The organism is Haloferax sp. s1, from assembly GCF_058382125.1.
Genome location: NZ_JBZRPK010000708.1, coordinates 1 through 19,805 on the forward strand (window position 1 = coordinate 1; position 19,805 = coordinate 19,805).

Sequence of the window (19,805 nt, forward strand, 5' to 3'; positions counted from 1 at the left end):
CGAGGGCGGGGGGGGCCTTAAAGCTTTTCCAAGCGGCGCGGGGTACGTCCTCACCCGTTTGATGGTAATCAAATACGAAGACACGGCCGAGGAGCGCGGTATCACCAAACGGGAGGCCGTCGAGGACGTAATGCTCGGACAGGCCCGCACCAAGGAGATGTTTACCCCCGCCGAGGTTGCAAACCTCTTCGTGTTCGGGTTCTCCAGCCACGGCAAGCATCTCAACGGCGGCGACTTGCTCTGGGATGGGGGGTACACGACGACCTATGAGTAAATTACACGACAATCTATGGACAAATCATACGATAACCTATGAATGAATTGCACAACGACTTATGAGTGACACCGATTCCACGAAAGTCGCGATTGCCTGTCAAGGCGGCGGCAGTCACACGGCATTCACCGCAGGCGTACTGCAGGAGTTACTCCGCGAATGGAACGACGAGTACGAGCTAGTCGGCATCAGCGGAACGTCCGGCGGTGCGTTCAACGCACTCGCAGTGTGGTACGGCCTCGTCACGGCCGACGCGGAACATTCCATCGAACTTCTCGACGCACTCTGGGGGGACCTCGCCGCCGACACCATTCCAGATAGGATCACCAACGACTGGGTTGTCGGATGGCACCACATGGAGAGCAACGGCTACCCGTTCCCACAATTTAGCCCCTACCAGCTACCGGGGTCACAGCTCGGTAAAAATCGTATCAAGCGCGTCCTCAACCGTCATATCGACTTCGATTCGGTGCCCGATCTCTGTGGCCGTGAGACTCCCGAACTCGTGGTGGGGACGGTCAACATCAACGCTGGCGAGTTCGAGACGTTCACGAACGAGGACGTAACTCCCGAGGCGGTACTTGCCAGCGCAGCCGTCCCGAACCTCTTCGAAGCCGTCGAAATAAACGGCCACTACCACTGGGACGGGCTATTCAGCCAAAATCCACCTATCAGTGACCTTGTGGTCGCCGATGTGGAGCGCAAACCCGAAGAGCTGTGGGTGATTCAAATCAATCCCCAGACGCGGGCAGAAGAACCAACCTCGCTCGAGGAAATCGCCGACCGACGGAACGAATTATCAGGGAACATCTCGCTGAACCAAGAGCTTCGGGCCGTCGAGCGCGTCAACGAATGGATCGACGAAGGGCATCTCTCCAAAAGCGACTTCAAAAAGATCGAAACCCACCGGATCCAGATGGGACGCGAATACCATTGCTCTACGAAGGTCGACAGGAGTCCGGCGTTCTTGCAGGAGCTAATGGACCTGGGTGAACAACGGGCATCGGAATTTCAGGCGAGTAAATAGCTCACGGTGGTGCTCCGGGATAGACGGAAGCCGATTAGTTCGGCACGTCCCGGAACGCAGCCTCGACCACCTTACTCAACGTCGGGTGCGCATGGATGGTGCCAGCAACGTCGTCAATAGAAAGGTCGTGTCGCATCGCGACAACGGCCTCGTGAAGCAGCGCCGACGCTTCGTATCCAATGGCATGAGTTCCCAGTATCTCCCCATCGGGAGCGGCAAGGACCTTCATGAAACCCTCCTCTAGCTTTTTCGCCCGTCCCATCGCCGAGTCGGCGAATGATGCCCGACCGACGACGTACTCCGTTCCTTCTTCCTCGAGGTCCTCCTCTGTCGCGCCGACGCCCGCGATCTGCGGGTTGGTGAAGATCGTGTGGGGCATCGCCGAGAAGTCAATGACCCTGCGCTCGTCGTGGACGACGTTCGCTACCGTGTGGCGAGTCTCGTAGTCACCGGCGTGTTTGAACAAGGCGTTGCCAGCGACGTCACCCTGTGCCCACACGTTTTCGGCGCTCGTCTCTAGATACTCGTTCGTCTGGATGAATCCCCGGTCGTCGGTCTCGATACCCGCCGCGTCGATGCCCAAGTTGTCGCTGTTGGGTCGACGTCCGAGTGCAACGAGTACCTCGCTTCCTTCGACGGTCAGTTCCGAACCTACCTCGGTTTCGGCGTGGACCGCATAACGGCCACTGCGCTCCTCGACAGCAGTCACACGGTGACCGGTGTAGACATCGTGGCGCTCGGACGCGATTTCTGTGAACGCTGCGGCAATGTCGTCGTCTTCCCGAGGGACCAGCGAATCCATCATCTCGACGATTGTGACTTCGGTTCCAACCGACTGGAAGAAATAGCCTAATTCGACCGCGATGTAGCCCCCACCGAGAATAACGAGGCTTTCGGGTGGTTGTCGAAGGTAGAGGGCATCCTGGCTCGTGAGATAGTCGATGTCGTCGAGACCGTCGATTGGGGGGACAACCGGTCGACTTCCGGTCGCGACGACTATCTTTTTGGCGGTGACGTTTTCGCCCCCGAGTTTGATTGTCCGCTCGTCAACGAACTCAGTGTATTCCTTAAATAGTGTCAGCTGCTCGATTTCTCGGTACCGTGCTTCCATGTCCTCGCTGATTCCACCGAGCAGGTCGTCCATCTCGTTGACGACAGCGGTGTGGTCGATTCCGTTGAAGGTTGCGTCCACGTGGAACCGCTCGGCATCTTGAACGTGATTCGCTGCATTTGCTGCCTGAATCAACATCTTCGAGGGATTGCACCCCCGGTTCAGACACGTTCCACCTAACGGTCCCGGTTCTACCAGAGCAGTGTCGAGACCCGCGTTAGCAGCCGCCGCGGCGACGTTGTTACCCGTTCCACCACCGATGACAATCACATCAAAATCAGCCATGTGTTCAACAGTAACAGTATCCGTGGTAAAGTATCTCGGTCGGTAGTTCGTATCACTTGCACGGACGTACGTGTTCTCGAAACCAGTTGTGGGAGGTAAGCTAGGGGGCTGCGATTCGGCCAGTTCGGTCGGGGGTGGCTACTGTTGGTTTTTCGGAAACGACTCCCAGAACACGTCCGGCAGTTTTCGGTCAGGGTTTTCTTCGAGATAATCCTGTTTGGCCAGATTCGCCTCCTCGATGAGTGACGCCGCCTCCCCAGCCCAGATGTAGAACCCGAGTAACGTCTTGTGACGCATCCGTTCAAGGTCGACCGAGTGATACACGTTGACGACACCACCTCCCTCCCGGTTCAGTTCTGACCGACGAAGCAGGCCGAGTTCGACCAGTTTGTTCAGGTAACGCGTCATCGTGCTTCGGTCGTATCCGAGCGTTTCTGCAACCTCGCTTGCCGAGAGTGGTCCCTCACCGATGACACACAGACAGATGTCCAGACCGGCTTTCGGAAGCCCGAAGGCTTGGAGAAGCACCTGTCGGATATCCGGTGGCTTGACACTCATCGTACAGTCGGTTACCCGCTGCATCGGTTCACCGTGACAGGATATCGGCGAATCGTCGCGCCCGAGAGCGAGAACGACGCTCCCGCAGTCGGGACACTCGAAGAGGTCGTACCGACTGGACGAGGGGTCGTACTGAATTTCCTCAGTGGTCCCCGCGTATTGACTGCGTTCTCCCTCAGACATTGGCGTCCAGTACCTCCATTTGGATGACATTTAGCAGGAATCCAGATAAGTGCTTGCCAACCTCATTTAGTTGAATCAAATCGAGTCACTCAGCGTGAGTTGTTTACTCTCGTTCTCAGTCCCGGCTTGGTTTCGGAACCAGCCCCGCGGCGAATTCTTGATTAGCCGACTTCTGCGCGGTGTGGAATCCCGCTCGCGGCTGATTTGTTGATACCGAACGCCTCTGCGAGTTCGGTAAGCGTACAGCCTCGGGGGTTATCATAGGCCCCGTTTGACTGCCTCGGTGATGAACTCCTGTTGGCGGTCCGTGAGTAGCTCATTCGAATCGCGTGATTGCGTCAACGACTGGACCCGAGACGGAATGCCAGCGGCCGCTAACTCGTCGGTGAGCTGCGATAGTTGCTCGTTCGAGGCCATCAGCTCGGTGTGACGGAGACGTGTTTGCAGGAACACACAACCGGATCAGTGCTCCGGCGAGTTGACGACGAGTGGACAGCCATAGGGAGCGTCCCGGCACGGGTTCGGTTATTCACGGTCGGCTAGGCAGGCGCGAATCCGTATCGTCAACTAGACCCGTTCTATACCGTGCACTGCCCCGAGGACCAACCAGTAGTCACACCTATCAGCATAGAAGATGATACAACGGTACTCCCATCCATGACTGTCGCACACATCCGCTCGATTCAGGTCGGGACGCCCGAGACGTACGGTACCGAGGGTGCTGCCGACCCGATGGACAGGCCTTGGGAGACAGCCTTCTACAAGCAACCGGTCGACGGCGAGTTATTCCTCGGCGAGACGAATCTCGACGGCGACCGACAGGCGAACCTCCGACACCACGGCGGCCCGGAGAAGGCAGTCTGTGTGTATCCCGGCGAGCACTATCCGTACTGGGAAGAAAAACTGGAAGTCGACCTCGGGCCCGCAGCGTTCGGTGAAAACTTCACTATAGAGGGGTTCACCGAGCGTGAGGCGTGCATCGGTGATATTTACGAGGTCGGTGAGGCAACCGTCCAAATCACCCAACCCCGGTCCCCGTGTTGGAAACTGGCTCGTCGGTGGCGGGTCAAAGACCTCGCCGTTCAGGTCGAGCAGACTGGCTACACCGGCTGGTATCTCCGCGTTCTAGAGACTGGGACGGTCGCACCCGGTGAGTCGATTCGTCTGGTCGACCGCCCCAACCCGGACTGGTCGGTTGCCCGAGCAACGAAGGTTCGCTACCGGATGTCCGACGACCGCGAATTGGCCGGCGAATTGGCCGACGTCGAGGAACTGGGGAAGAGTTGGACGAAGCGACTCGAACGACGGGCCGAAACCGGGGAGCATCCGGATTCGAATCCGAGAGTTATCGGACCGAACGAATCAATCGGCGCTGACGACGAAGGTCAATAGACCAGCGGGGTGACCGAACAAACGATCAATGTCAGTGATGAGTGGGTATCAAGTTGAACTTATCCGTACCCTTCCGTGTGACTAATCAGATACGGTTCGTGTAAGAATACACAACTTCGGAGGATGATTTTGATGCATATATCTCGCCCATCGTGTATTAAATTGAAATGAGCATTCAGTTCCCCTGCGTATCGAATAAGGCAGTAATTAGACAAGAAGTAGATGATTGGTATCAGGACCAAGTAACACGAGATTTATGCCCCGGTACTGGCATTCGACTGTATAATGCCCCCCAAAAGTCGCCGCCACTTCCTTGCAGTCGCAGGCACCGCTGGGCTCGCCGGGATTACTGGTTGCTCCGCGCTCGGGAGCAGTCGGCCGGACGTGAATCCCGCAACAGGGCTAGACCAGGAGACCGGCCCAGCCCTCGACGAGGCGGCAGTATACATCGCTGGGGACAACAGCGACCTCCCGAAGCCGTCGTCGACGACCGAATCAATTGAGGACGCGGGTGCCGTGCTGGCAACTGCGGCCGCAAGCCGGACAAAACTCGCACAGGCATTCCGTGCCGGGAAGCCGGTCGCGGTCGCAGGAGGCGGCGCGACTGACGCCATGCGCGGCCTCCTCAACAGCGTCCGGGAAGACTACTCGTTTGGCATCGAGATGGTGCGTGCGCGCCCCGTGAAAGTCGTCGTCGCGGACCCACGTGGCGACACCGTGGAGACGTACACGTTCGTCGCCGAGGGCGGGTGGGACGACCCAGTACTCGACCCATTCGGATGGGTACTCGTCGGCCGCCTTCCCGAGTGCGACACGTCCGTTCCGGAGTCATCCGTGGATGATATGTTCGAGTACGCCGGTGCTGCGCACGTCATCGGCCGGCTTCCGACCGGAGAGACGTACGCCTCGCGGTCGGAGGTGTCGGTCAGCCAGCAGGAAACTGGCCAATTCGCGCGTCTCCAGACGAAACTACACTCCGCAGCGAACGAGAGGTATGCTATTGAGGAAGCCGTTCGAGAGGCAGACTTCCCGGATGACCAACGCCTCAACGAGGTCTACCCGAATTCGCACACCCAGAACGGCGTTCAAGTGGCAAACGTGTCGGACACCACGCGAAGCACTTTCGCGATTAAGGTCACACCTGCAAGTTCGCGGGCCCGCAGCGCGCTTACTGGTTGCGGGGGCTTTCAAACCGAGGGCAAGCTTGCCTACGACCACCGGACGAGTTTCCAGTGGAAGCGTGACAGTCTCCTCAACACCAATCGGCACTACGCCAGCTCGACAGGCCGTGGTGAGTGGGTTTTCAGCACCTAATAGTGTGGTCTTCTCGAACCCACTCAACACAGTTTCGGAGGACCGAGATAATTCGTCCCTTCTGTTCGAGGTAGCCCTGACAGGACCGCGACTGGATTCTGACGACCGAAGCAGAACAGCGTCACTCGGGGCGGCGTGGTTCGAACGACGAGAAAGGAGGCTCACACTAGTGGAAATCTTGACCGAAAGAGAAGCTCGAACGGATTCAGATTTGAGAACGAAGAGTAAACCAGAGACAGTACTGGACATAGTGGCCGCATCGAAATAGTCGAACACCCCACGTAGCGGCAGAACGTTCGGTATGTAGAGCCTGTATCAACCGGTGAATATATACCCATTTAATTCAAATTTCGGGTATGGATATTTTTTATCGATTTTGGATACTGCACGACCAGCATACGTGGTCCCACCGTTCTGTGACACCCCAGAAGACTGCACCGCTAGAGCAACTTGTCCCGCCATATGTCTCTTCAGCTTCTCAACGATTAGGTATCTCTAACCAGAGGTGTGATCTGATTGACTAGTGTGGCTAAAGAGTGGACTCGACGGATGCTAATCGTCGCCATCGTCGCATCACTGTCTATCTCACTCATCGGTCCGGTGACGGCCGCTGAGACCAGTACGAACGTCACGTTCGTCGAGTCAGACATTACGGCGAATACGACGTGGACGCCAGACGGTGGACCCTATCGAATCGTTCAAGATGTCCAAGTCGAACCCGGTGCCACGCTGACGATACGCCCCGGCACTGAGGTCCAACTCGCCGAACGAATCACGCTGTCCGTTGACGGCTCACTCTACGCGAATGGCACGGCCGACCGTCCAGTAACGGTTTCACAGACTGACGGAGCCGCGGCCAATCGTCGGTGGGCAAGTATCCGATACAACGGAACGGACACATCTCGCCTCACAGTACGCAATACGACGTTAGAAGGAGGAACGAGCGGCATCACTGTGGATAGTTCGGACGGGGCGATTCGAGTCGTCGACTCGACACTGCGAAACTTTGCGACAGCTGGGCTCTCAGTCAGTGACACCGCAGCGACACCGTCGATTACCATCGAACGGTCGGCGTTTCGGCTGATTGACGGGCACGCGATTCGGGCGACCCCATCGATGGGAACGACCGGCGACGTGTCGCTGACGGCGTCACCGAGCGGGCGTGACCTGCGTTCAGAGCACACGCTCTCCCTCGATGCCGGCGTTGGCGTGGCATTTGACACAATCGAGTTGCGGTATCTGTCGGATGGGTCCGTCGGAAACGTCGAATCAGCGAGTCTCAAACGGATTGGCCTCGACCGCAACCGAAACGGAAGTGTCGAGCAGTCTTTCGGCTCGCTCGTCACCGATGTCTCATCGACGGATGGACGCCTGCGAATCTCGCTGTCGAGGCCGGTCAAAATCCCGAGTGACGGTCGGCTCCTCGTCGAGTACGAGGACGCGGTCAACCCATCGACACGGGGGATTTACCCTGTCGGAGTAGACCTCCGCAAAGAGTCGATCTCACAGCTATCCGACGGCGTACGGGCTTCGTTCGTCGTCGGCAACGTCACGTCACCAATCGACCGGAGCACGTCGGTGAATACGCGTGCGAATCGACTCACCGTTCGTGGGTCGTCATTTAACCAAGTGGGCGGGAATGGGATATTCGTTGCCGCCGATACCGTCCGTCGGCTTCGGCTGTTCGACAACCGAATCTCAGAGACAGACGGAAGCGGGATTGCCGTCCGCGCGGCACGAAGCGAGATGGACCTCTCGAATAACGACATCTCAGCTGATGACGCTGGTGTCCAGATAGACGCCCGTTCACAAACGTCGATGGCCGCGTACGGAAACCGTATTCACGACGCGCAGACGGGTATCCGGATTCACCAATCAGGTACACAAGTCTTCCGGGCTGGAGAAATTTCGATCCGTAAGAACACGCTTACGGATAACGTCGGCCACGGAATTGGAATCGATGCACGGACCACTAAACTCAGATTCCATCTTACAGACAACACGATTCGCGACAACGGACGCGACGGAGTCAACATCCAGACTTGGTTGACGCGACGAAGTAGTGTCGATGGGAATCAGATCACAGACAACGGCGACGATGGGTTTGCCCTCGCCGGGGCGGCCGTGTCGAACCTCACGCTTGCTCACAACGAGGTCGTCAACAACTCGGGGACGGGGATGGGAGTCCAAACACGAGCGACAGCACGCAAAGTGACGATTCACAACAACACCGTGAGAGACGGGACGGGACACGGTGTTACAGTGCGCTCAGACCTGCTTATCCATCAGGTCGACGTCCGCGAGAACCGACTAGCGAACAACGCCGGTTCGGGGCTACTCGTCGCCAGTCCGATAACACACCGAAGCAACCTCTCGGTTGTACACAACACCATCGCTGCCAACTCCTACGGCGTCATCGTCCGCGGGGCCGTCGAGACAGCCATCCGAGAGAACGATATCGTCTTCAACACGAACGCGTTCGCTGAACCGGTTCTGGTCTCTGACGTCTATTTAGGGACGGGTGTTTACGTCGCTGAGGGCTCGTCCGGCGTAATTGTCAATCAGGCACAGGCGAAAATCCCGCTCGAAGAGCTCGTGGCGAACCCCGAGATGACCGAGGAACTTACCGTTGCTCAGCTCTGGGACGACACGGTAGTCGTCTTACGGACGGACGGCGAAAGTGAGACGCGGCCTGCGGAAGCGAGTTCGCTCTTGATTCGGCAGGTGAGCGGCACCACGCCAACTGGAGTCGGGATTCAAAAATCCAGAGGGAGTGTCCAAAATCACCGTATCGTCAACAACAGCGTTTATGGCCAGCATCGCGGACTGGTCGTCGATATGGCACCCTTGATTAACGTGAATACCACCGCTCGAATCATCGTGGACCCGATTCGGACCGTCCATGCAGAATCTAATTACTGGGGTACCGAGAGCGGACCATATCACTCTTCAATTCTCCCAGCAGGCGATGGGAACTCAGTCGTCACCGAGCGCGGCTGGGTCGATTTCACGCCGTTCCGGACGGCAACATCGGGACCGCGATACGAACGGCCAACCACGCGTATCGAGGCGCCAGCAACAGCAACCGCCAAGAGCCAATTACGTCTCTCCGGAGCAAACTCGACGAGCAATCACTCACCCGTCGGTCGGTACCACTTCGTCGTCAACGGTACCGCTCAACCGGCACAATCTTCGCCGGTTCTCAACGTCACGATGCCAAACCAGTCCCTCGAAGTTCGACTGAGCGTCGAAAACAGACTCGGGATTGACAGCAATAACGCCTCTACAGCCACAATCGACACGGCGGAACCGGTAGCAATGGAACAGCCGGCGCAGTCGAAGACAACGTCGAGCAACGGGCCTCTCACCAGCGTAGATGCAATCGATAGTGGTGGTCTCTCTGCCGGCTTGTGCTCGATATGGGGTCTTCTCGGAGGCGTACTCTATTTGGGTGCGTTAGTTCTCGGCGGCCACGGAATGGTGCTGACCTTGCAAAATAGGTCGACACCAGTCAGTGGCCGTCGGATACAGGGTCTCGCGGTGGCTGGAGTCCTCGTCTGGGTCGTCGGTGGACTCGTGAGTGCCGGCCCGTTGGTTAGTATCGGCATCGTCGCCGTCGTCTCGTGGGGTGGTCTCACCGCGGTCGCATACGTCTTAGCCACGCGTGGGTGAACTGCTACAAACGCTGTACACCCTCCCGTGGCTATCCCAAGACGAACGTACCGAAACGGAGAATCTGATTTTGCGTTGCTAATTCGTATAGTGACGTCTACCGGTATAAAACTACAAGCGTCCACATTCAAGCGCTACCGAGAGTAAAATAAGATACGTAGTAACACGTGCGTAGTGAGTGTTGGAGTTGATTTCTACTTCTGGTTAGAGTCTCCGGCGATGATGTCAGCGATCCGCTGGCGGTCGAATAACTGCTCGTCACCGAACACATCGGGATAGAGACCCTGAGCCGCCCGCTCCAGTTGGAATAGGTGAGTAATCGGTCCTTGATAGGTGAGGCCGCCGTAGATGACGCGGTCGTTCTTCACCGCGCTGAGTTCGCTCGCGATGTCGTGGTTCCGAAGGTGCGAGACGATGTTCTCCTCGAAGTACTCCTGTGAAATCTCACCCTGGAGTCTGATTGCAAGGGCGTCCGGGTCGATGTCTAGCAGCATCTCGTAGTCTATCGTTCCGCCACCGGCTTGCGCGTCGGTGATGTCGTTTTTCGCCAGCGCATCCCCGACACGCAGGTCCTGCCAGTGTTTCGCCTGTGTTCCCCCGCCGATACGGTACGGGTAGAACGACTCCGGTGGTACCCCAGCGGGGTACAACAAGGCGATGTCGGGCGTGTCGCTGGGAAGCCGCCCCTGTACGTCCGAAAGCAGGTTGTCGTGGTACTCCTTGAACGCCTCGTAACGCGCCTCCTTCTGGAACAGTTGTGCAACCTTCTCGAAGGCTTCGTAGAGCGTGTAGTCGGCGTAGTCGTGCCAGTCGTAAGAACGCGAGAAAACCGTGTTGCCAAAGAATGGCGCGACATTCTCTCGAATCTCGTCGACATCACTCTGGCTCCACTGCAAGCGGTTGACCATGAAGTTCGGGTCAATGACGTGGACGTCGGCGTCAAGTTCATAGAACAGCTCTTTGCCCGTCCCGTCCTGCCAGAGCTCGGTAAGATTGCTCTTGTCGACGGAGACACCGGGCAGTTCCTCGTAGAGGTGCGTCCCGTAGCGAGCTTTTACACCGACAGCCGAGAGCCCGTCACCCTCGCCGAGAGCGACACCCATGTCGGCGTAATCGGCAGTGTATGGGAACCACGTCTCCGGCACCGAGTCGAACTCGACGGTTCCGACTGGTTCCATCGTGACCGAGTACGAGCCGTCTGAAGCGGCGTTCCCATCGCTGGATTCGGATTCACTCGATTCTGTGCCTTCGTCCGACTGCGTCGAGGTTGGTCTGTCCGTCGTCGAGCCACTTCCATCCGTACAGCCAGCCAGTGAGGCCCCGGCAACAACTGCACCGCCGTACTTGAGATATTCTCTCCGTGTCGGTCCCTCCCGGTTCGGGTCGGTATCCGTCATGAGTTTAGGCTCACCTAAATAGTCATAGTAGTTCCGGTTTTGGCAGGCTAAAGTGTAGACGGAAAGTAGTTCCGAGGTCGAGTTCAGAAGATTAGGTCGGAGTAGATACCACTCGCCGTTGTCCTGCTGCCAGTTTGGGGAGTTTCCAAAAGCCGATTCCGAGACTCCCATCGAGCAGAAGTTCGCTCGCGGCCGTAACGAGTTTGTCTGCCTCGGGGACGCCTTTCGCCTCGGCGTATCCGACACGGCCTTCGAGATTCATCAGACTGCGAATCGCAAGGACGGCGAGGCCGCCTGCGAACAACACGCGACCGAGACGCGATGGTGCGTCGGTCGTGTCTCGGGCTAAGTGAACACCTGACGTTCGGTCCGGTGCTTCCGCGAGTAATCTAAAAATTGACCCGCTTGTACAGAATAACGGAATCAGTGGATTAGTCTGACCAGCGTTCCGTCTTCCCGAACTCGTCATCCCCGTCGAATGGCTCCGGGAGTTGCGTTTCGTTCTCCGGGTTCATTAGAAGGTACCCCAGAGCGAGGGCGGTGTTGTAGTCGATGTAATCCGGGTTGCGTTCGCCGACGTAGAGGGTGGCGTTTTCGTACACTTCGAGGTTGTAATCACTGTCTGTGTTGAGCGCCCACCACTCCCAGCGAACTCCTTCGCGGCTGTCGACTTTGACGACGATGTTTGCCTGTTCTTTGCTATCAACAAATTTGAAAGAGGTCTGTGTTTCGAGGTGGTCGGTTTCGGTGCTCCAGTACTGCCACCCTTCCCGAATCTCCCGGCGGTAATCGGATTCCTCTGCGCTGGAAACTGAGCCAGCCGTATCGAAGTAGACTCGGAAGTCGGTCGTATTCCACCCGTAAGACCGATTTTCGAGGTCCTGATCCGGGATGAGCAACGTGTCAATCGTCGCATTCATGACCGGGATTTCGGAGCGATTTTCGTGGTCGAGTCCCCGGGTGTGTCCTAGTTCGTGGATGATGATCTCTTGAGTACTCGTCATCGCGTAGTCGTCCTCGACAGTGACGGTCTCCGGTGACGTGGCTGTGTCCGCTTTCGTGAGAACGGGTGCACATCCGACTGTCAAATTATCGTACCCATTGCAGTAGGTGATATTATCGACAAACCGAATCAGAATCTGTGCCTGGGCAGGGTCGCTGACAAACGTATAGTTCGCATCGTACGAACCCTCTGTCCGATTATTCCAGAAGTCGAGTGCGCTCACGACCGCCTGTTCGTACGACCGATTCTTGGCGTCCTCGGCCACGGCGTATCCGACACGAATCTGTTCAGTCTGGAATGGATTTTCCGGCGGCGCTGGCGTCGATGTCACAGTCGGTGTCGGCGACTGTGTCGTGACCGATTCCGGCGCCGCGGTGGGGGTCGAAGCAGAGGTCGATGGAGACCCTTGTCCGACACAGCCAGCAAATAAAATCAGGAAACAGAGCAGAATTGCGGCTCGGTTCATAGAAGACAACTGGATAGTTCTAGAATAGATGTTGTGATTATCGTCGAGAAATCGTATGTTCGTTTACAACGTTTTCAGCTCCGCTACTTGCCCCGTACGTGCCGGCCGCGATTTGTATTCAGCTCTGCGTCTTTGTTTACTCCGATTCCGTGTCCCTGTTTACTCTGATTCAGTGTCCTTGTTCACCCCGATTTGCCCATCTTCGTTCATCGTCTCGATGACCTCATGCTCAGTACTGTGGTTTCGGGATGAGATGGTTCACATCGAGATTCGAGAGCGTCTGATACACCGCTTTCGAGTCAAACGCTCGGTCGCACAGCACCATCTCAATCATACAATTCGCGCAATACTATACCTTCCAGAGACCGTATCGAGCGCTTGACGGACAAACGCGGTCGGGGAGGTTCTAAACTAGACAGTGCCCAGTTGTAAATCCATAGGGAGAGGTGACTGAATCCTTTGCCAGCAAAATGATTGTAGAGTGTAAACGATACCTTGTTCCCCAGTAGAGCGCGTCTATCAGTGACCGTTCCATCTACTCCATCTCGACTACCGTCGCTGCAGCAATCGGAGACAATTAGCTTCAGACGATTGTTTTCGCCCACGAGAGCTGAAAGTATCAGCCGGGATGGGCTGACGTTAGCTCCGAATCGCTTCGACAGGTCGCTTGTTGGCCGCTTTCCACGCCGGGTAGATACCGCTGAGGACGCTTGCGAACGCGCCGAAGCAGAACCCGACTATGAGATACCGGGCGCTCGCCCACCGGAACACGAGTAACGGGTCGCTGTAGAGCGTATCGTACAGGAGCGCACCGATTCCTGCAGACAGGACGGCACCGACTGCTCCGCCGATGACGCCCAAAAGCGTCGCTTCCGCGAGAATCATCCGGAGGATGTCTTTGCGTCGGACGCCGACCGCACGGAGCACCCCAATCTCACTACGGCGCTCGATGGTGCTCATCAGCATGACGTTGAGAATACTGACGCCGGCGACGACGAGCGATATCGAACCGATGCCGAGAAGGACCAAGTTCAGCGTGCTGAACAGCGAGCCAACACGCTGGTTGAGTCCCCCGTACGACGAGGTTCGGACGACCTCTCCTTCGGTGTTGAAGTGGTCTTTCGTCGCGTTAGCGAGGTACTGGGCGGCGTCGCCGTCCTCGGCGATAATCATTACCGATGAATAGCCCTGTTTGGAGAGTGCGGGCGGCGAGACAACGACGCGACTATTGCGGTATCCGATACCGCCGTCGGAGATAATCGCGCGCACTTTGTACGACTGGTCGCCGACAATTATCAGGTCGCCAATCGTGACGTTCAGATACGCCGCAGTTTCGTTGTTAATCAGGACACCGGTCCGAAACGGCTGTGGTATCGTTCCCTTGTGCGCGCTGTATAACTCGCGTGGTTTCGTCACCTGATCGACGCTCGCATACGACTCTCCGGTGTGCGACGAAACCGTAACTCGGCCTTGCTTGACGGGTATCACCGTCGCATTTGAGGCGACGCCTCTGATAGATTGCACCTGTGACTCCGTCAGATACTGCTGTTCGGCGTCTTCACCGGGCATGACCGTCGCTTGGTCCGTAATATCGCTGAACTGCTGGGCCGTGCCGTAGCGGAGTGCGGACCCGGTGATTCCAAGTCCGGCGATAGCGATAACGCCGATGACGATGCCGAGAGCCGCCAGTATCGTCCGAAGCCTGTTTCGCCACAGGTTTCGCCAAGCCATAACGATGCTCGGCAGTCTGCGACTGGCATCCATTCAGATCACCGTCTCACTCCATCGACTAGTTCGACCGTGCGGTCGGCGTAGTCGGTTAGTTGTGTGTCGTGTGTGACCGCCGCGATTGCGACGTTCTCCTCGTTTTTGATCCGCGTCAACTCGTCGAGAATCGTCGCACCGGTATCTTGGTCGAGATTCCCCGTCGGTTCGTCCGCGAGGATGATATGTGGTTCGTTGACGAGGGCGCGAGCGATGGCGACGCGCTGCTTTTGGCCGCCAGAGAGCTGGTTCGGCTTGTGAGAGAGTCGGTCACCGAGACCAACGCGGTGGAGTAGGTCTTTCGCCCGGTTTTTCCGGTCAACGCTCGAATCCCACATCGAGGGGACTTGGACGTTCTCGACCGCGGTGAAGATGGGCAAGAGGTGGTACGCTTGGAAGACGAACCCGATGCTCTCGCGGCGATGTTCGGTGAGTCCGTCGGTTCCGAGGTCCGTCACGTCCTGTCCGTCGAGGGTGACGGTCCCCTCGGTCGGCGTGTCGAGCAGGCCGATGACGTTCAACAGCGTACTCTTACCGGACCCCGAGGGACCGACGATTGCGACCATCTCTCCGCGGTTGACGGTGAAATCGACGTCATCTAAGGCGGCGATTTCCTCGTCACCGTTAGTGTAGCGTTTTACCACGCCGTCGAGTTCGATGACGCTCATCGTCGTTTCCAGAGAGTGTAGACACCGCCGACGAGACCAACGACGACGAGTAAGGGAACGACGATGCCGCCGAGATTGAGAGAGCCGCCGGAAGACGAGGTGTCACGAACTTGAGACGGGCGCTCCGGGGGCTCTCTGTCCATCTGCGGAGTCGGTCGTGAGGGGCCCTGGGTCGAACTGAGGTTGATCCGTACGGTTTCGGTCTTCTGTTCGCCATCGACGAGATATCTGACGCGGATGGGAATCTCGGTGGCGTTGCTCTCCGTTCGGGCGATTAGTTCGAACGTGTCGAACTTACTGTCGTTGACTGCGCCGACGAAGTACTCGCCAGAGGCACCCATCGGGCTTACGGACTTCGTGTCCTTGACTCGTAGCAGGACGGACTTGACGTTCGAGCCACCGACGTTCGCGGCGTCACCTTGGACGGTGACGATACCCGAACCGGACGCTTCGACGCCCACGAGTCTGATTTTTCCGTCGATTCGGTTCCCGGTGCCGGCCGACTCGTTGACGACATCGAACGTCGTCTCGTCAGTAACCGTCTTGATGGCACCACCGCTCGTCTTGTAGGTCACGTTCGCAGAGAGCGTCTGCGCTCCGGGGTCGTCGAACGTCACGTTGTATCGGAACGAGCGGTCCACACCCGGTTCGATAGAACCGGTGATGCGCTTGGGGTCCGTCGCCGACCCGTTCCCCGAGAGTCGCACCTCGACAGACGAGATCGGCTTAGCGTCGCCGTTGGCGACTGTGACGTTGACCGGGGTCTCAGACTCGGCGGCTGACTCGGACGCTTGAACTGAGACCAACACCGGTTCTCGGTCCGTGACCGTCACTAACACCGGGTACTCGAAGTGTCGGTGGCCGCCGTTGCGCGTTTTGACGACGGCGTGAACCCGGAGATAGTGGCTCCCCGTCTCTTGGAGGGAAAGCGAGACGGGAACAGAGAGCGTATTACCCGGCGCGATAGCGCCGATATTCTCGACGCGGCCGTGCTCGTCGGTACCGCCGGGGCCGCGAACGTACACGTCAGTCAGTTTAACGGCCTGCCCGCTACTGCCCATATTCGAGACGTTCGCCGTCACAGTGCAATCCTGTCCCGGTGACGGACTCGTCGGCGCGGTCCTAACACCCGAGATTGAACCGCTCGTTTGGTCTGCCGCCGCGACATCAACGCCGGCGAGACCAGCACTCAGTGCGACTGCGTACAGAACGACGAGAGACAACAGTCGAACGCGTTTCATGCGTGAACACTCCCGACAACGCGACACGGTGAAACAGTACATCCGCACGAAGCAAGGCGCGCCCGTCGAATCAGGCGTCGCTCGGAGGGTATTTTGGGAATCATATCCCACATCACCCGCAGATAATATATCAAGTGTTATGAACTTTCTGATATTCGAACGATGACATTAGTCGGTAGGCACCAGCCTATCTCGTGTCTCGACGTGCCATCCTGATGCTCCCGCTCGGGATCGGTCTAGCGGCCGTAGCGTTCCGGTTGGTGAGGCTCTGGTCCCTCGTTTTCTGGCGTTTCGCCAACGACGCCGCCATCATGTGAATACTATAGTAGCGTTTGCAAGTCATTGCACACTCAATCGACCGCTGTCGTTCGATCTGATGTGTCACCAGTTGCAAACGCTACTATAGCCAATCCACAGAGTACGTGATTGCGCGCTGGGGGTGCTCGGTCTATCGAGGCAATGGGGCTGCGGCTCCTCTGTCAGGACCGCAAAACAGCTCAGGCCAGCGACCTACCGCCAGAGACGGACACTGCAGCCCCGAATTCGGGATAACGAATGGGAGAGTTCATGTCTTCATCGGAGACCGAACAAGCAGTAGCGGTCTGACACCGCACTCTCAGAAGCACCCTGACTCAGCTACATCCGGCTATACTCACTCACCATCAAGGTGGACAATGTGGTTCGAGGTTGTGGAAGTAGTTGCTGACGAACGCTTCGAATCCACGTAGTCCCGCCTAAACCTGCACTTATACTTGACATATATCGTTCGGTCGGTGAGTGGGCGTGCTTACGGTCGATTTGGCCAGTCACCCCATTTCACGTCGACGCAGAGCGACTTGACTGATAACCGGCAAAGCCGGTGCGGGCTTCCTTATTGAAACTTTGCTCAGTTTCACGCCCCACATAGAGGAGGTGTTCCGAGTCGTCCCTTGAGCCCGAGTTGAATACACATCTTCCCCATAATTAGCATACAATCACTGTAAACGGATACTGTATATGTATACTGAAAACGGACTTAGAAATCGTAGTCTTCGATTTTCGACCGCTCAAACTGCCGTCGGCCCTCGGCACCTGCTTCTAATTCCTCTGTTGCAACCTCTGAGAGTCCAACCCTGACGAGTGCCTTCAGGACATCTGCCTTCGAGTTCGTCGTCTCGTCCCGTTCAAGATATTCCAGTGCTCGCTTCCCAACCGAATTGAGGCCGCCGGTCGATTCGAGTGCTGCAAAGAGTGCTGCGAGGTTCGCATCCCGGAGCGAGAGCGTCTGATTGAGGTCATCATTCTCGAGTCCTTGGTACGCATCTTCGACAGCACCTACAAGCTCATTTCCACTGTCATCAGTAGACATTTCTTTTGTTGGTTCACTCGTGTGGCGTTTCTGACTCTTTGCACTCTGGAGAAGTTCTTCCGCGTTTGGTTTGTCGTCGGACATAGTTATCGGGGGGTGATGTTATCAAGGAGGCGAGTCGTGTTTTCACGGTACGAAGCAAGTGCTCGGCTGGCACTATTGAGGCGCTCGTCTTCGTCGAAGCTAAATAGGGTGTGGCCTGCGTCCTGGCTATTTCCGATGCCAGCGGTTGCCGGGATTGGTTCGCCGACGAGTTCAGGATGCTCTGCGGCGAGGTCCTTGACAAAATTATCGTGGAGCGAGATGCGGCCGTCGACCATCGTCGCAAAGACGAGTGCGAGGTGAAGGTTAACCGCGAGGTCCTCGTTGATCTCGCTAAGTGTCGTTTCGAGCTTTCGAAGTTGGTTTTCTTCGAAGGCACCGGGCTTCAGTGGGGCAACGACGTTTTCGGCGGCAAACAGGCCGTTGAGTGAGATGTTGTCTTCCTTCCCGGGAAGGTCCATCAACACGAAGTCATAGCGGTCACCGAGATCCTCCTCGATGAACGTTCGAAGGAACTCGTAGCGTTCTTCGACGTCGATATTCGCGAGATTGTTGTCTGCCCCGCCGAGTCCGGGGTCGGCAGGAATGAGATCCGGACCCTCGTCGGTCTCGAATACCATCCGGTCGACGACATCAGGAATGTTGCTGCGGATGAAATCCCAGTCAGATCCAAACACTGCAGAAATGGGAGCGTCGAGGTCCTGAATTTCGTCATCGAGTCCGAACTGTGTTGCGAGGTCGTTTTGCGTTCCCGCAAGGTCGATCAGGAGCGTATCGAGGTTGTGGTCGGTGTGCGCAGCGACTGCGACGTGGGCCGCTGTCGTTGTCTTTCCCACACCGCCTTTTTCGACGTATGTCGACGCCGTAATGAGCCCGTTTTCGTATGGCATTTTCAATCCGTGTTTACAGATGCCGCATACATAAACATAATGCACAAACTGTTTTTTGAGAGTGTTTGTGTATGCAGTACGTGATAGACACCGAGACTAAGCTGATTCTTGACGTCGAATTGTTTGGACGACATGGGACTGACCCGGCTGCTGCGTTTCTCCACCGACTCTCGGAGAAACACGATCTCTCAGATGCTGTATTTCTCGTTGATGGCTACGGATATCAGATTGCCCTCTCTCGATTAGGATTGAGCGGTCGGCTTGACTATGTCGAGCGAAACCTCATCGAAAAGTGGTTTCACACCCTCAAAATGCGAGTCGACCGCTTCCATAATTCGTGGGTGGGCAGTCACGGAAGCGTCCGCGAGTGGTTCATACAATTTGCGCAATACTACAATTATCAGAGACCGCATCAAGCGCTCGATGGACGAACACCGGTTGAGGAGATCACTAACTAGACAGTGCCACCGACTGTATCTTATCTATCTCCAGACACGCGAACAGGACGGGAACCAGGGTAAGCGGGGTGATCTCGAGCGCGTGTTCCCAGCCGTCGGCGATGCGGTCAGTGAAATGGGGCATCAGTTCGACACCCACCGATACAGGAGGCTACTAACTAGACGGTGCCCAACCAAACGATGTTCACCCGACATTACGAGTGTGCTCCGTCGCATTCTGATTCCAAGGTCACCGTATCGAAAGAGAGGCACGGTACCATGCATCGGAAAACGACATCACTGCACCATTCAGTGAGATGTAGTTCGACTGCTTGGTCGGAATACTGTCAGTCATTCCAAGCCGGTCGGTAATCGTCGTCAGTTCGTCAGACATCGAACCGCGCTCTTTGTATCGTCGCCCTGAGCCGAGGTCAGTTGCCGTTTCGAGAATGGAAATTACACCGTCGGTGCTGTTCTCTGTGTCGAAGGTCGCGTCGACAACCGTTGAGTCAACGTACGATTCCAGTTCTGACTGCGAGGAAGCAACTGGCTCGGCCTCGAAGGTATAGCGGGTGAGTTGGACAGGGCCACGTTCGGCGCGGGGGACAAAATAGGCGTCATCCCGGTTTAGGTAGTCAAACGGTCCCGAGGGAACGAGTTCGCTCGCGGCGGGGCCCATCTGGTGGTGAAAAGTCGGGCCTCGACCGCCGAGTGGGCGCTCGTCGACGTCGAC

At 57.0% G+C, this 19,805-nt stretch carries 16 protein-coding genes and 4 pseudogenes; 6 read left to right on the plus strand and 14 right to left on the minus strand.

From position 1 onward, the window contains the following. Nucleotides 1-274 (plus strand): annotated as a pseudogene (locus tag QT222_RS19610) (D-beta-hydroxybutyrate dehydrogenase); the annotation flags it as partial. A gap of 61 nt (nt 275-335) precedes the next feature. Next, nucleotides 336-1,301 carry a patatin-like phospholipase family protein gene (locus tag QT222_RS19615; protein ID WP_491478127.1) on the plus strand — a complete coding sequence of 322 codons (966 nt, stop codon included), beginning with the start codon at nt 336-338 and terminating at the stop codon, nt 1,299-1,301. A 34-nt stretch (nt 1,302-1,335) separates the two neighbouring features. Here the strand turns inward: QT222_RS19615 and QT222_RS19620 are convergent, their stop codons facing one another. From QT222_RS19620 to QT222_RS19635, 4 genes are all read right to left on the minus strand, one after another. Then, nucleotides 1,336-2,697 carry a dihydrolipoyl dehydrogenase family protein gene (locus tag QT222_RS19620; RefSeq protein WP_491478128.1) on the minus strand — a complete coding sequence of 454 codons (1,362 nt, stop codon included), beginning with the start codon at nt 2,695-2,697 and terminating at the stop codon, nt 1,336-1,338. A 138-nt stretch (nt 2,698-2,835) separates the two neighbouring features. Then, nucleotides 2,836-3,438 (minus strand): helix-turn-helix domain-containing protein, encoded by a 603-nt coding sequence (locus tag QT222_RS19625; protein ID WP_004060662.1) that lies wholly within the window; start codon nt 3,436-3,438, stop codon nt 2,836-2,838. 161 nt (nt 3,439-3,599) lie between these two features. After that, on the minus strand, nt 3,600-3,758 hold the full coding sequence (locus QT222_RS19630; protein WP_231512997.1) for a helix-turn-helix domain-containing protein: 159 nt from the start codon (nt 3,756-3,758) through the stop codon (nt 3,600-3,602). After that, on the minus strand, nt 3,697-3,891 hold the full coding sequence (locus QT222_RS19635) for a hypothetical protein (RefSeq protein ID WP_491478129.1): 195 nt from the start codon (nt 3,889-3,891) through the stop codon (nt 3,697-3,699). Before QT222_RS19635 ends, QT222_RS19630 begins: the two co-directional genes overlap by 62 nt. 204 nt (nt 3,892-4,095) lie before the next feature. On the opposite strand from QT222_RS19635, the gene QT222_RS19640 reads away from it, so the two are divergent. From QT222_RS19640 to QT222_RS19650, 3 genes are all read left to right on the plus strand, one after another. Continuing rightward, entirely contained in the window at nt 4,096-4,830 is a 735-nt protein-coding gene (locus QT222_RS19640) for an MOSC domain-containing protein (RefSeq protein WP_491478130.1), read from the plus strand. A 285-nt stretch (nt 4,831-5,115) separates the two neighbouring features. Beyond that, a complete protein-coding gene (locus tag QT222_RS19645) occupies nt 5,116-6,144 on the plus strand; it encodes a hypothetical protein (protein ID WP_491478131.1) in 1,029 nt (342 codons plus the stop codon). Nucleotides 6,145-6,693: 549 nt separating this feature from the next. Further along, the gene (locus QT222_RS19650; RefSeq protein WP_491478137.1) at nt 6,694-9,816 is read left to right on the plus strand and encodes a right-handed parallel beta-helix repeat-containing protein; all 3,123 of its coding nucleotides are present in this window, start codon (nt 6,694-6,696) and stop codon (nt 9,814-9,816) included. A gap of 194 nt (nt 9,817-10,010) precedes the next feature. Here QT222_RS19650 and QT222_RS19655 read toward each other — a convergent pair whose 3' ends face one another. From QT222_RS19655 to QT222_RS19690, 8 genes and pseudogenes are all read right to left on the minus strand, one after another. Further along, nucleotides 10,011-11,213, minus strand: coding sequence for an ABC transporter substrate-binding protein (locus QT222_RS19655; RefSeq protein WP_491478132.1), 1,203 nt, complete (start codon nt 11,211-11,213; stop codon nt 10,011-10,013). Nucleotides 11,214-11,337: 124 nt separating this feature from the next. Next, nucleotides 11,338-11,520 (minus strand): annotated as a pseudogene (locus QT222_RS19660) (terminal quinol oxidase subunit); the annotation flags it as partial. A gap of 124 nt (nt 11,521-11,644) precedes the next feature. Beyond that, nucleotides 11,645-12,682, minus strand: a complete 1,038-nt coding sequence (locus QT222_RS19665; RefSeq protein ID WP_491478133.1) for a zinc metalloprotease — start codon at nt 12,680-12,682, stop codon at nt 11,645-11,647. A gap of 639 nt (nt 12,683-13,321) precedes the next feature. Beyond that, complete coding sequence (locus tag QT222_RS19670; protein WP_231512995.1) at nt 13,322-14,413, minus strand: ABC transporter permease; 1,092 nt, start codon at nt 14,411-14,413, stop codon at nt 13,322-13,324. Nucleotides 14,414-14,451: 38 nt separating this feature from the next. Continuing rightward, complete coding sequence (locus tag QT222_RS19675) at nt 14,452-15,114, minus strand: ABC transporter ATP-binding protein (protein ID WP_004060651.1); 663 nt, start codon at nt 15,112-15,114, stop codon at nt 14,452-14,454. Beyond that, nucleotides 15,111-16,355: a COG1361 family protein gene (locus tag QT222_RS19680; protein ID WP_491478134.1), complete on the minus strand. Its 1,245-nt coding sequence runs from the start codon at nt 16,353-16,355 to the stop codon at nt 15,111-15,113. The genes QT222_RS19675 and QT222_RS19680 overlap by 4 nt, the downstream gene beginning before the upstream one ends. A 1,015-nt stretch (nt 16,356-17,370) precedes the next feature. Continuing rightward, nucleotides 17,371-17,787 (minus strand): DUF8115 family protein, encoded by a 417-nt coding sequence (locus tag QT222_RS19685; protein ID WP_004060649.1) that lies wholly within the window; start codon nt 17,785-17,787, stop codon nt 17,371-17,373. Nucleotides 17,788-17,789: 2 nt separating this feature from the next. Beyond that, nucleotides 17,790-18,635, minus strand: coding sequence for a ParA family protein (locus tag QT222_RS19690; RefSeq protein ID WP_491478135.1), 846 nt, complete (start codon nt 18,633-18,635; stop codon nt 17,790-17,792). Nucleotides 18,636-18,718: 83 nt separating this feature from the next. Between QT222_RS19690 and QT222_RS19695 the strand changes: the two are divergent. Then, nucleotides 18,719-19,093, plus strand: a pseudogene (locus tag QT222_RS19695) (integrase core domain-containing protein); the annotation flags it as partial. Here QT222_RS19695 and QT222_RS19700 read toward each other — a convergent pair. After that, nucleotides 19,086-19,217 carry a hypothetical protein gene (locus QT222_RS19700; RefSeq protein WP_491478136.1) on the minus strand — a complete coding sequence of 44 codons (132 nt, stop codon included), beginning with the start codon at nt 19,215-19,217 and terminating at the stop codon, nt 19,086-19,088. The pseudogene QT222_RS19695 and the gene QT222_RS19700 overlap by 8 nt on opposite strands. 105 nt (nt 19,218-19,322) lie before the next feature. After that, nucleotides 19,323-19,805 (minus strand): annotated as a pseudogene (locus QT222_RS19705) (hypothetical protein); the annotation flags it as partial.

Coding starts and splice junctions, on each gene's coding strand:
- QT222_RS19615 (WP_491478127.1), top strand. CDS start 336: ATGAGTGACACCGATTCCACGAAAGTCGCGATTGCCTGTCAAGGCGGC.
- QT222_RS19620 (WP_491478128.1), bottom strand. CDS start 2,697: ATGGCTGATTTTGATGTGATTGTCATCGGTGGTGGAACGGGTAACAAC.
- QT222_RS19625 (WP_004060662.1), bottom strand. CDS start 3,438: ATGTCTGAGGGAGAACGCAGTCAATACGCGGGGACCACTGAGGAAATT.
- QT222_RS19630 (WP_231512997.1), bottom strand. CDS start 3,758: ATGAGCTACTCACGGACCGCCAACAGGAGTTCATCACCGAGGCAGTCA.
- QT222_RS19640 (WP_491478130.1), top strand. CDS start 4,096: ATGACTGTCGCACACATCCGCTCGATTCAGGTCGGGACGCCCGAGACG.
- QT222_RS19645 (WP_491478131.1), top strand. CDS start 5,116: ATGCCCCCCAAAAGTCGCCGCCACTTCCTTGCAGTCGCAGGCACCGCT.
- QT222_RS19650 (WP_491478137.1), top strand. CDS start 6,694: ATGCTAATCGTCGCCATCGTCGCATCACTGTCTATCTCACTCATCGGT.
- QT222_RS19655 (WP_491478132.1), bottom strand. CDS start 11,213: ATGACGGATACCGACCCGAACCGGGAGGGACCGACACGGAGAGAATAT.
- QT222_RS19665 (WP_491478133.1), bottom strand. CDS start 12,682: ATGAACCGAGCCGCAATTCTGCTCTGTTTCCTGATTTTATTTGCTGGC.
- QT222_RS19670 (WP_231512995.1), bottom strand. CDS start 14,413: ATGGCTTGGCGAAACCTGTGGCGAAACAGGCTTCGGACGATACTGGCG.
- QT222_RS19675 (WP_004060651.1), bottom strand. CDS start 15,114: ATGAGCGTCATCGAACTCGACGGCGTGGTAAAACGCTACACTAACGGT.
- QT222_RS19680 (WP_491478134.1), bottom strand. CDS start 16,355: ATGAAACGCGTTCGACTGTTGTCTCTCGTCGTTCTGTACGCAGTCGCA.
- QT222_RS19685 (WP_004060649.1), bottom strand. CDS start 17,787: ATGTCCGACGACAAACCAAACGCGGAAGAACTTCTCCAGAGTGCAAAG.
- QT222_RS19690 (WP_491478135.1), bottom strand. CDS start 18,635: ATGCCATACGAAAACGGGCTCATTACGGCGTCGACATACGTCGAAAAA.
- QT222_RS19700 (WP_491478136.1), bottom strand. CDS start 19,217: ATGCCCCATTTCACTGACCGCATCGCCGACGGCTGGGAACACGCGCTC.